The 12,465-nt window shown below is 36.7% G+C and carries 6 protein-coding genes and 1 tRNA gene; 5 read left to right on the top strand and 2 right to left on the bottom strand.

What is annotated here, in order from left to right; all coding sequences use genetic code 11:
- The first annotated feature begins 12 nt into the window (after positions 1 to 12).
- From ACL9RF_RS17625 to ACL9RF_RS17605, 5 genes are all read left to right on the top strand, one after another.
- Positions 13 to 88 (top strand) — tRNA-Phe (locus ACL9RF_RS17625).
- Between the two features lie 896 nt (positions 89 to 984).
- On the top strand, positions 985 to 1,479 hold the full coding sequence (locus ACL9RF_RS17620) for a hypothetical protein (RefSeq protein ID WP_422801961.1): 495 nt from the start codon (positions 985 to 987) through the stop codon (positions 1,477 to 1,479).
- Positions 1,480 to 1,518: 39 nt separating this feature from the next.
- A protein-coding gene (locus ACL9RF_RS17615; protein ID WP_422801960.1) for an IS3 family transposase occupies positions 1,519 to 2,876 on the top strand; the annotation gives its coding sequence in 2 pieces (ribosomal slippage) (positions 1,519 to 1,834 and positions 1,834 to 2,876; 1,359 coding nt in all).
- Between the two features lie 419 nt (positions 2,877 to 3,295).
- Positions 3,296 to 3,901, top strand: coding sequence for a recombinase family protein (locus ACL9RF_RS17610; RefSeq protein WP_422801962.1), 606 nt, complete (start codon positions 3,296 to 3,298; stop codon positions 3,899 to 3,901).
- Positions 3,858 to 4,931, top strand: a complete 1,074-nt coding sequence (locus ACL9RF_RS17605; RefSeq protein WP_422801959.1) for a recombinase family protein — start codon at positions 3,858 to 3,860, stop codon at positions 4,929 to 4,931. Before ACL9RF_RS17610 ends, ACL9RF_RS17605 begins: the two co-directional genes overlap by 44 nt.
- 521 nt (positions 4,932 to 5,452) lie before the next feature.
- Here the strand turns inward: ACL9RF_RS17605 and ACL9RF_RS17600 are convergent.
- Positions 5,453 to 6,169: a hypothetical protein gene (locus ACL9RF_RS17600; RefSeq protein WP_422801958.1), complete on the bottom strand. Its 717-nt coding sequence runs from the start codon at positions 6,167 to 6,169 to the stop codon at positions 5,453 to 5,455.
- Complete coding sequence (locus ACL9RF_RS17595; protein WP_422801957.1) at positions 6,126 to 12,398, bottom strand: hypothetical protein; 6,273 nt, start codon at positions 12,396 to 12,398, stop codon at positions 6,126 to 6,128. Before ACL9RF_RS17595 ends, ACL9RF_RS17600 begins: the two co-directional genes overlap by 44 nt.
- Positions 12,399 to 12,465: the final 67 nt, after the last annotated feature.

Genomic DNA, 12,465 nt, shown 5'->3' with positions numbered 1-12,465 from the left:
AAAAACTTAAAAGGTGCCATAGCTCAGTTGGTAGAGCAAAGGACTGAAAATCCTTGTGTCGCTGGTTCGAATCCAGCTGGCACCACCAAAAAGGCCTGTTCTTCCCAGAAGAACAGGCCTTTTTTTATTGCCCAGCATTTAATATCTGCTGAACACAGGCGTTATGGGAAAAAGCTGTAAGCTGCCAACAAGGGTTTGCGGAGCTACTGCATAGGTATGTTACGGATTTGAGCATGAAAGTGGGGGTTCGGTGGAGGTGGCTTCCATGCTGGCCCTTGTGTTCGATATGCCCTGGCATTATAAAATCAGGAAGATATAGTGCTGTACCCCACTCCTCTGTAGGTTGCTGTATTAGCTGTGTATATGTCTTGTAATACGCTATATTTCAGGTCTCATGACACTTGAAAATTGTAAAAGTGGAGAAGAGCTGCTTAGGCATCAATATAGCATTGACTGTAGAGAAGTGAAAAGGTTTCATCCTATTGAAAAGCTCAACGAAAGTGAAAAGGAGCATGTACTCGCTCGGCTTGATGCATTCCTCGCAAAGAGCATGATTCATTTTTCTACTGCATTTAAAACAGTAATACGGTGTACTACCGACAGCGGTTTAAGACTAAAAACTTCGTTGGGAGATTAGTTTAATTTGGTACCAGCAAGGAGTGAATTGCTAGTCATTGCAGAACAACATTCCCCAAATTATGGAGCACAAAAAAATAAATAATCCATATAGTTTAAGTAAAGGTTATATAATTGATCTGTAGAACTATCTAAACATCCCTTAAGTTAATTTCACGAAATATTTTTGTGATTTTATTAATTATTAACGCTATCGATTATGATTTTATTTAATACTTTATGGCAAAATTACCCTGATATATCGGATAAACCTTGTAATGAAAACCTTTTTATTAATCAATGTGCCATAAGAATGAGCGTTGCTCTTTATTTTTCTGACATGGATTTAAGTTCTTTTCCTGGAGCTAAATGTTGGGGTCCACACCCAAATATCCAGAAACAGTATTTAAGACTTTTAAAGTAGATGCAAAAGAAATTGATCCAATATTTAATGAGCCCTATTTTAAACCTTTAAAAAAGGATGCTGATAGTTTTAAACACTTTCTAGAGGCTCAAGAAATTGCGAATTGGATGGACACAAAACCAAATATTTTTGGAATAAAAAATATATTCAAAAGGAAAAGAAATAGGGCTATAGGAATTGATTTAAAAAAGATTAAATACTTATTTTATATGCTAATAATGTGTATAGTTTTTTTCTCTTGTAACAAAAACAGAAAAACAAAAGAAGTAGATATTTCAACTAAAACACAACAATTTAAATTAATAGATAGCAGATATGTTGAATATAATTATTTAGAATTAATTGCAGACAGTAATGATATAACTTCTCTTAAATTTAGCGATATCCTTTATTCTCAAGACTGTAAATCGTCAGCAAAAAGTGGACAGTTAAAGTTATAATCTTAAGGAGGGTTTTCATTAAAAACATTAAATTTAATTATGGAAACTCCAAAGAAAAAGAGCACTGAAAAATTTGTCAAAGACATTCGTAAGTACACCCGTAGGATTTTCAGTTCAGAGCAAAAGATTCTAATCGTAATGGAAGGCCTTCGAGCAGAGATTTCAGTCGTCGAACTCTGCCGTAAACACAACATTGCCCAATCTCAGTTTTATTCCTGGAACAAAGAATTTATTGAAGCGGGTAAAAAACGTCTTTCAGGTGATATTACCAGAGAAGCAACAAGTGATGAGGTTTCAGATTTAAAGAAAGAAAATGCTCGTCTGAAAGAAATTGTAGCCGATCTAGTTCTTCGCTACGATATTGTAAAAAAAAGTTTAGACATGCTGGATTAATCCATAAATACAGGAAATATATGCGATTATCAGCAGCTGAAAAATACGAGATTATACAAACAGTCACACAGAGTGAAATCGGTGTAAAACGTACTATAGATAGTTTTGGGATTGCCCGAAGTACTTTTTATAAATGGTACCAGAATTATCTCAAAAGTGGCTTTGATGGCTTGGAAACAAGTAAAAGAAGTTGTCGTAGGCAGTGGAATAGTAGCCCCCAAGAGCAAAAGGATCTGGTTGTAGAAATTGCGTTGGAACATACCGAGTTGTCTTCAAGAGAATTAGCTTACAAAATAACAGATGAACAAAGTGTTTTTATTTCTGAATCAAGTGTTTATAGGATATTAAAACAAAGAGATTTGATTCCTGCACCCAATCATTTTCTTATTTCAGCAGCTAATGAGTTCAAAGATAAAACAGCATTTGTGCATCAAATGTGGCAGACGGACTTCACTTATTTCAAGATTACCAGTTGGGGATGGTACTATTTGAGTACTGTTTTGGACGATTTTAGCCGCTATATTATTCATTGGGAGTTATGCGACTCGATGAAAGCTGACGATGTAAAAAGGACAGTAGATACAGCAATTGCTAAAGCAAAATTGAAGTCGAAAGCGAAACCGAAATTACTATCGGACAATGGCGCTTGCTACGTGTCAAACGAACTGAAAACTTATCTTAAAAGCGATTTGAAGTTGAAACAAGTGCACGGAAGACTAATGCATCCACAAACTCAAGGGAAAATTGAACGATATCATCGGACGATGAAAAACGTGGTCAAACTCAATAATTTTTATCATCCCGAGCAGCTCATCGAAGCTTTAACAGAATTTGTAGACAATTATAATGAAAAACGTTATCATGAATCACTCAAAAACTTAACTCCAGCTGATGTCTATTTCGGTAGAACAGATCAAATTCTAAGAAAAAGAGAACAAGTGAAAATCAATTCAATTAACCTGAGAAGGCAATTGTATAATCAACAAAAATTACTAAATTTATAACAACAATCTCTCCTTAAGGAGATAGACCTAAGTGTCCAAATTAGTTTGATGACGTACATTCTCCTATCATCAAATAAAAGCGATTTTCCTCTGATGTATTTAGCGATATTAATTGCTTTGAGGCTAATAGTTGTCTTATAATATTTTTGCTTCCAGTTTTTTGATAGAGAGTTGACTCTAGAGAGGGTAAAGTTATTTTCATATGTTACATCAAATTCATTCTCAAGGTTATTATTAAAGGTGATTGAATTACAATTTACTAAGTAACAAATTGTAATTCACACAAATATAACCAAATAAAAGCTCTCTCGATTACGGAAAACCGTATTCGAGTTGTAAATTAAGAGGGTCTTATCTAACACTGGGCTGATTCTCTTTGAGGACTTTAACGTTATCATGAGAAAAACATGACATAAGCAATCATCTACATCAGAGTCAGCACAGACGAACAAGCACTGAAAGGATACTCACAGCGTAGCCAGGAAGAAAAATTAAATAAATATTGTAAAGACAATCATATTGAAATTGTCCAGACCGTATTTGAAGACCATTCAGCAAAAAACTTCGAACGGCCGGCATGGACTACCATGATGAAACAATTGAACATGAATAAAGCTGCAAGGCCACAACTTATCCTATTTACTCGCTCGGATAGATTTAGTAGGAATACAGCAAATGCATATTACACAATAACCCAACTTCAAAAGATTGGAATTGAACCCCAAGCTACAGATCAACCTTTGGATATGTCAATACCTGAAAATAAGGTATTATTGGCGATATACATCGTCACAGCAGAAGTAGAGAATGACCGAAGATCTTTAAATATTAAGCAAGGTATACACAAAGCCAAGAATGAAGGACGATATATGGGGCGAGCACCTATAGGATATCTCAATATATCGTTACCAGACGGAACAAAAACAATCATTCCCCGTGAGCCAGAGGCAACATTTATCAAAAAGGCGTTTCTAGACTTCGATGAAAATATATCAGTTCGTTATTACCACAAAAACCGTTCTTAAAAGTGGGTTAAAATGTAGTTTAAATGCATTCTTCAATATACTTCAAAATCCAGTCTACTGTGGTAAAATAAGAGTTCCATCTTTAAATGGAAAAACTATAGTAGAGGTTAAAGGAATCCATAAACCTTTAATTTCGATAGAACTTTTTGATGAAGTACAATCAAGAATTAAACGACGCAACAAAAAATACATTAAACAAAGTGCGAATAGTGAGCTTATGTTTAGAGGAATACTCAGTTGTCCTCTTTGTGCAAAAAAAATATCTGGAAGTGGTTCAAAGGGAAGGTCTAAAAAGTACTTTTATTATCATTGTTCTTCTTCTTGTGGTTATCGAGTAAGGGCAGATCAAGTAAATGAAAACTTATTATCAGGGATTCGTTTGCTAAAACCAAATGTGGAATATACTCCAATTTTCGAAGATTTTATCAGAAAGATTTACGGCAAATTGTATGAACAAAAATCTATTGATAAAACCAATATCAATAGATCATTACATAAAATGATAGAACGAGTTGCTAATGCAAGGGAACTTTTAGTAAAAGGTACAATTGACGAAGAAGATTACCATTCAATAAAATCAGACTGCGAAAATAGAATTGGCATCTTAGGCACACAACTCAATGATGCTTATAAACTTGATGTAAAGCAGAAGCAGAGTTTAAAAAAGCTTACGAAATGTTTCCTAAAACCCGCTCTTATTTTTCGTGGCACAGACAATTCCATAGAATTAAAAGTTGCTTCGTTGTTCTTGAATAAAGATTTTGTATATAGCGATGCCGACTTTACAAGTCACTTGAAAGATGAGGTTCGGATCGTTTATGTATCTCAGTACTCTAATACAAAAGAGAATTTTGAAGAAGCAGAGGTCATTAAAAACATTAGCAAAGAACAACAAGAGATAATCTCGAATATTATAGAAATTGAACTAATCAAAGGGAATAAAATATCAACTCAAAATGCCACCAAGGTTTTATCCTTCCTGTTAAAACTTGCAGAAATTTGTATTTCTATCAAAATCAAGATCGGTTGAAAAAAAGAAAATATTTAAAAGCGTGAACGTGGTTCGAATCCTGTCAACATATTTCAATATTCTCAATTTTTAATTCAAAAATAGTTAAAACATACTTTTGCAACTGAAGAAAATCTCAACAGAAACCCTCCCTATGGTAATAAAAAGGCACTTAAACAAAAAATGGCACCACTTGTCTTTAAGTGGCGCCATTTGGCTTTTTTGTCGGGGTGGCAGGATTGGCTCAGCCCCGCCGGCCACCAACGCGCGCCCTGAGCCTCCACGGATCGAACCCCGGTTCTCATCAGCCAACCCCTAAACAAAAAAAAGAGTCCTAACTTTCGTTAGAACTCTTTTTTTGTCGTCCTCCCAGTACAATTTTCGAACCATTTTTTAGATGATTTGAAGTTACTAACTTTAGAAAATGACCTATAATCAAATGTTTAATAAATCATAAGTTTGTTGGAAATAAAACAATGTAAATGGCTCGAATTTTTATATTTTTTAAAATTAAACGGAAAACTAGAGAGGATAAAGATCCACTATCTATCAGTTTCTATAGCTGCTAAGTCTTTTGTATATTTTTCTAACAGAATTTTATTCAACTTTGAAAACCTTTCTAACTCTTCAATTCTTTTCTTTAATTTTTCGATTAAGTATTTCTTTTGAACCGTATCATTATTGTAATTTTCGAAACCAATAGTAGGGTCACTGTCTAAGATTACTCTTACGATTTTTGTATCGTCATTATCCTGTATGTTTATTGAATTGTCGAGAAAGGATGCTGTTTTTTCATTTTTAGCTTTCAAGGCAGCCTGATTCAAAACGAACTCTATCCAGATCCTGGCAGCTTTGTCAATTTGCAAAGCCATATTGGTATAGCCTGTTATCTCTTTTAGAGCTGGGTTACCTTTCTCCAGTTCAGATAATTCGTGATCTAACGAATGGTAAAAGAAAGGTTCCTGTTCCTCTGGATTGAGTCGTTCCAATGTTTTTAGAATAGGTTCAAACTCTTCCAATGGTCGTTTACGGGAAGGCAGTAACCATCTGTGCTTCCACAATGCCAGAATTGTTTCGAAGCACTCTTTTTCTGCTTCTTTCTTATCCTCAGACAGAGCTTGTTCGGCCGCTGTCATCCTTTCTGCTATATAATGAGCCATCCAGCGTGAGAAGGTATCCACACCTGGCTCTAATTTAAGCTCCTTTACGAAGAGCTTACCCAAGTTTTTGACTTTTTCCTGTAGTTCTAAGTTCTCCATCTGATGATAGTATAAATAGTTTGTGTATAGGTTTCGAATAGTCGTATTTGTCTTCTCGACTCCGGTATTTATAATTAATTTCCCTTTTTATGCCGACTTCCAATATCAGGTCACATTTAAGCGTTGAACACATATATTTTAAAAATTGTAATGACGCTTTTAATCGTTTTCCGGCCTGATTTGGATTTTCATCTCTGTCGGATCGTTGACTACTCCATATTTCGCATTTCAAGGCAGGATATGATGATTGGGGTAAACACCAAATTTTTCCATTATCATCTAGAGACAAACTCAATCTGTCCACAATACTATCTCCTATAACATAAGGAGGATAGTCTAAATTATCAGCATAGGGATCATATTCATCTAGTCTTTTGGAACCAGATTCATCCTTAATCCACCCCTTAAGTTCGAAAGAACCTGATTCTATCTCCATGTTTCCCTCTTCATAATATGGAAGTTTATAGTCATGAGGGTCACTACAAGTTTCTAATGCCCTCATTAGCGAGTTGGAAGTGTCTTTAGAAACCAAGGCAGAGGCTATTGAAAAACTTTCGGTTCTTTCGCTATCTTTTTCTTCCCATCCTCCTTGCACGTTAAGCCATAATTCTTCGTTGTTATCTGCTGTTAATAATGTTTCAAAAAAAATGTTTTCTGAGATATCCGCTCTCCAGTTTTCATGCTTGTTTTCTGAAATCCATTCAGGTCTTCTTAATGGTACAGGATCCCGATAATCTATTAACCATTTTCCATCGGCACACGTCAATAAATGACCTGAAATCCACTCGTTCCACTCATTATCATACCAATCTCGTTTTGAAACCACAGGCATGTTCTCAATAAGCTTTGCTGCTGCTGCCATCAGGGAATGGTAAGATAAATAAAAATCAAGATTATCAGTCCTTGGGTAACTTCCGTGACTATGCCACGTTTCTCTTTCATTAGAATGGCTATTCCATATCGATATTCTCGGATCATTGTAATAGCCATTTTTCTCCTTTATACCCCATTCTTCAATGATGACACTAGCCGCTATATCTTCTGCTTGTTTCCCTGGTATGCCAAATACATCGCCCAATGGTTCAAACCAGTATCTGTCAAAATCCCATCCGAAATGAAAATCATATTCAGTATTAACTATTCCGTTTATATCCCAATAACTGTCTACTTTATCATTGTAGTTCATTTCCATTATCGGCATATTACTTTTGCCAACAACCTTTAGCTTATTTAGTGTTTCCTCAACATAGATATCCTCTAAAGAAGTGGAGAGATTAACTGCTATCTCTGATGAAAATTTTTGTATAAGAATGTGTGGCTCGCCAAAAGCATATTGAACAAATATGTCTTTATGTTGGCCTAACAATTCTGGTTTGTCAAGAGAAACCCTTGCTAAAGCAATTAATAAATATAATCGGGCATGAAGGTTATAAAAAGGAAACTTATGGTGTCCGAATGCGCCTACTACGTCTTGTTTCAACCAAAAGACTAAAGCATCGATGATATCGATACAATTAAAGTCTGCTAGCTTTCTGACACAATGTGCTGCATTCCATCTTACCGATGACCTTGGCGACCCTAGAGCTGACCATATAAATCCTGCAACGTTTATGCTGACATCATTTGTAGTATACAATTTGTCACTCCATACACCATCGCCAAAATCTTCTCCGATGTGCAATTCAAAACGCGACAATGAATAATCGGTTAATTCAGATGCCTCTTTTTCGCTGATATAGGATGATGCTACGAATACAAAACCAAAAAACTGCCGTGCATCGGTGATCTCATTACCATTCGCTAAGCCTGATACGATTCCGGCAATCAATTTTTTGGTTAATGTTTCATCAAGATTTAGTTCTTTTTTGAAAGAGTTAAAAGAGTATTCGTTTGTCAATTCGTGCGCATAACGTTCTCCGAACTTATAAACGATACCTAACAACTTCGCTTGATAACTCACCTTACCTTTCCATGTCTCAGGCATGGAAGAAAGAAGATCTTGAACATCATAATGGTCAATATCTTCAGAAAGGAAGACAATATCAATAAAGGGCCAAAGTGATTTTTCTTCCAGCCTGATTATAGCCGCCTTTAATAAGTCTCTCAAACTCCATCTAAAATCATCTTTTCCCTGCTTTGATTTAAATCGCTCTATTAATGCGGCAAAACCTTCCGGCGTAGCAATGTTTAGGTCTTTAAAAATGTCGTCCCAATTTTTTTTAGATTCCTGCTTTTGCTTATTGTCGGATAAATCTTCAGGGCTTTTAACATCTGTCTTTTGTTGTGCGTAGAAGTCCGTAATAGACTTTAATACTTCATTACTAATGTCATACCTACCTACAATTTCTTTCAGCTTATCCCAATGCGTATTATTGCTACCTTCTATCTGGAGTAAATAAATGGCATCATTAACTAAGTTCTGCCGGATACTATGAGATGGCTCATTTTCCAAACAGATTGCAAGTAGCTCATTCAATTGATGGTTAGAAAAAAAACGGTTTAATGCCCAGCCTGTACTGGCGGAGATTGTTTTGGAACTGACTAATTCTATCAACATTGCTTCAAGTTGATATTCAAAGCGACCTATATCCCTATCCTGCCACCGGCTTAAGGCTGATATAGCTGCGCTTGGCGACATCTTAGCGCAAACACTCATTGCTTCGCTTCTGCTCCAATGCTTTTCCCTCGCAACATTTTCTCCAACTAACTCGGCACACCTGATGAAGCGATACCCCAATTCATCAGTAACTTTTGAACTGGCACAAGCTCTCTGAGCCAATGCAACAACTGCTTCCCATCGTGAAACAAGTTCATCTCCAAATTTAGAAGCGACTTCTATCGCCTTGTCAAAATATACGCTTGCATCATCAGGTGAAATGACCAAAACTGCACGTGCGAGCGCAATGTATCTATTAGCAATCTCATCAGGGCCATCGTCATGGTTGGTTTTTGTTAACTCATAAGTAGCATTTTCTAGAGGCTGTCTTATATCTAATAAATGAGTAGCCCTACAAGCTGAACGGAGCAGGCGGGATTTATCCTGTAACCTAAAGGCTTTGTTATTATGTAGAAATCGTTTGTAAAACTCAGCTGGATCTTCTTTGCTTCCTTGTCGATAGAATATTGATATTTCAGCACAGATTTGGGCAATCTCGTGGGGAAGCATATCATAGCTCTTGTATCTATTGGTTCGAGCCTTTATTGAAGTCTCATTGACAGAACCAACAATTTCAAGAAGTTTTATTTGTTTGTCAAATAAAATCTGAGCCCTTAACAAATACCAGGGAAACAGGCCATAGATGACTTCTTTAAACTCTTTAAAGTCATTATCTGATTCATGGCTTTTCTTCTTGCTGGTAAATTCGCTTGGAGAGATAGCTTCTATATCTACTTCTGATTTACCTGACAGCACCGAACGTATAGCAAGCGCTTTAAGATAAATAGTCCTTTCACCTGACGAATGAGTGCTATAAACCATTCGGTTGGCCTTTAGCGGCACATAATGATTTAAAGCTCGTAATATCTTTTGTGGAGATAAACCATTATATAAGCATGCTTCGAGAAAAGAAAGAATAGCTGGCGTTATCCTGTCATTGAAAAAATCTTTCGATCTTTTAATTCTGCTTTTCCGGGAACAGAGCAAATCCAAGCATGTTTCTATTGCACTTACTTTAGGGAATTTTCCAATTTCTACAAGCCTGCTTACTATGCCAACCATATAATAGGGTTCCCGAATAAACCTCTCTGTAAAGTTACTTATCTCCTCAAATCGCCCCAGATCAATAAGTCTTTCTGCTAAATTCTGCACCGTCCTGAATAAAGCTTCTTTTGGCTTTAAACCATATAAGAAATCAGTACAACCGTCTACTCCATAAATGTTTAAATGAGCATAGGCAAGTTCCAGCACATCATCATCATCAACACCGTTTTGATTATAACGGTCATCATTTTTTCTCTGCTGCTCAAATTGAATATGAAGCCAATTCATAGCAGCCCGCAAGTAACCTCTTCCTTCTCCTCTATAATCTGATATTCCCGACAGCAATGAAGCAGAATAAATATTCTCAGATCCGTCCCAACCGTTGCTTAGTAATCTTTTGAAAGCAACCTCCTGAACTTTTTCTTTGCTTTGAAGAGTAGTAATTAGGTCAATATTCGAACCGAAAAGCGCTATTTGCCGTTGATTTCCTGCTACTTCTTCGCCGGCTCTCATCGCCAGCTTAATGGCATCTTTAAAATTTTTGAGTTTAAGCGCTGCTTTAAATGCAAATTGCAAACGATATACCCGGATATTACGGGCATCTATAGGGTTGTTTTCAGGCAAATAGTCGTCTGAAAGTGCGATGGCGATTAATTTATCGTATTGCCCGGCTTGCAGGTATAGCTGCGGCAAGACTTCTGCCACATATGGTAACTGATGAGCGAGCGGCTCTAAAGCTGTTATATATTCTTCGTAGTTTTTCTTAGTAGCGAGGAAGGTGTTTCTAAACCAGGTTTCTGTTGGCTCGTCTCTGAACTGTATAGAAGTATCATACATCCATAGGGAACGACCAATGTCAGAAACAAAACTTTTCACATGATCTATAGTGACATTTGCCACTTTTGACAAAACATCAATGGGAATATGAGGGGGTAAGCTGGATAGACCCAGGCATATCGAATTAATTTGATGATGATGCTCCTGAGGAATCAGGTCTTTTATTTTAGATATGGCTGCATTTAACTGAAACTCTATTTGCTTTTCGACAGAGGTTCCTGATGGTCCTAATGAGGCTAACAATTTATGGATTGAGTCATATTTTCCATCCAAAGCATTTGCCTGGACCCGTGGATTACCCGATGTTAAACGGTGAAATTCAGCTCCATCTTTTTCATTTGCTTCTGGAAACCATTTTTTTAGGTTTGCCAATGTTTCCTCCTCTGAAAATGGTTCCAGCTCGAATTGGGTAATAAAGCTTTGCGGCTGCAATAAATGGATCCGTTCCGTTCTGCATAACAGTATCAATTTACATCCATCCGGCATATTCTCACGAATCAGCTCATGAGCAAAACAGGATTGCGTGTATTCGATGGCAGCCATCTCCGCATTGTCGGCAGCATCAATTAAAATAAATAGCTGGGCTACATCAGTTACTTTTTTTAGGGACTGCACAGAGGCTTCAATTCGCTGAAGGAATTTTCGCATGATGTTCTCATCCAGAGTTGTATTCTGTACGATCAACGGATCACACAATCCTTTGGAAGCAAGTTCATTTACAATTTGTACTAAAGCGTCCCTATGTTTATGCCTGGATTCACTTCGATTTCTGTAGCTTCCTGCACCAAAACAATCATAAGCAATGCCTAGAGATCCTTCGGGTAAAGAATGGATTAACTGTCGACAGAAAACGGATTTTCCTACGCCCCCCGCTGCATGTACAATTACCGGATAGGATGAACCGGCAATACTGTTCTGAAGAATTGTATGTTGCCTGCGTTCGATTATGTTAGTAATCTCATCCCATTTAGCGGGAGCGGGATATAGTTCTTTTTCAGAGGTTATACCAAAACGCTTTAAAACATCTTCCCGATTTATACTGCCATCAGTATCAGGCAGCACCTTCTCTTGTACTAAAGCAACAAGATTTTCAATTTGTGCATTTTCAACAGAACCTGCAATCAATTGAGCTAATTCTATTCTTAATTCATCTTTTTGAATGTTGTAATTGCCTTCCCCATCTTCTAAATATAGGTTACTACAGAAAGATACTAGGTCATCTTCAGCGAGATTAGTGTAGCTCTCGATTGTTCTTTTGAAAACAGGGTCGATCTTTTCCTTGTTTGTGATGGCTGATAAATTTGCCTTGAATGAATCCGAAAATTTTCTGTTTGTAATTATGGTAAAGGAAATGTCGGAGACACCTGCTTCATCCTCGTGCTTATGCTGGACATATCTTGCAGCAAAGCCGATAAAAGTGTCTTTTAAGTCGCTTATTGTAAATGGCTCATTTACTTGGACCGTCGTGTGCTTTAACTGATAATAGTCTATTTTTTTCTTTCCCGTATCTTCAGTACTGTATTCCGAAACGTCAATGACATATTCTCCGGCTTTTCCTGTTTCGGACGACCCTTCAATATATATTTCTGTTGTGCAAGAGTTAGGGTATATTAATCTTAAGCAACGTCTGGCCGCCCATCTGTAATGAAATACATCACCCGCTCGTGAATATGCTACTAAATTGTTTGGCATTTATTATCGTTCTTATTTTAATCTCTTCAATCCCTGTCAACCTCTGAATATGGTTCGTCTCTAATAT

It is taken from the genome of Sphingobacterium sp. Mn56C (assembly GCF_049319645.1).
In the GTDB taxonomy this organism is placed as follows: Bacteria; Bacteroidota; Bacteroidia; order Sphingobacteriales; family Sphingobacteriaceae; genus Sphingobacterium.
This window is presented reverse-complemented; position numbering and strand designations above follow the sequence as displayed.

Excerpts from the sequence above, each read along its gene's own strand:
- ACL9RF_RS17620 (WP_422801961.1), top strand. The coding sequence starts at position 985 with ATGTTGGGGTCCACACCCAAATATCCAGAAACAGTATTTAAGACTTTT.
- ACL9RF_RS17600 (WP_422801958.1), bottom strand. The coding sequence starts at position 6,169 with ATGGAGAACTTAGAACTACAGGAAAAAGTCAAAAACTTGGGTAAGCTC.
- ACL9RF_RS17595 (WP_422801957.1), bottom strand. The coding sequence starts at position 12,398 with ATGCCAAACAATTTAGTAGCATATTCACGAGCGGGTGATGTATTTCAT.
- ACL9RF_RS17605 (WP_422801959.1), top strand. The coding sequence starts at position 3,858 with ATGAAAATATATCAGTTCGTTATTACCACAAAAACCGTTCTTAAAAGT.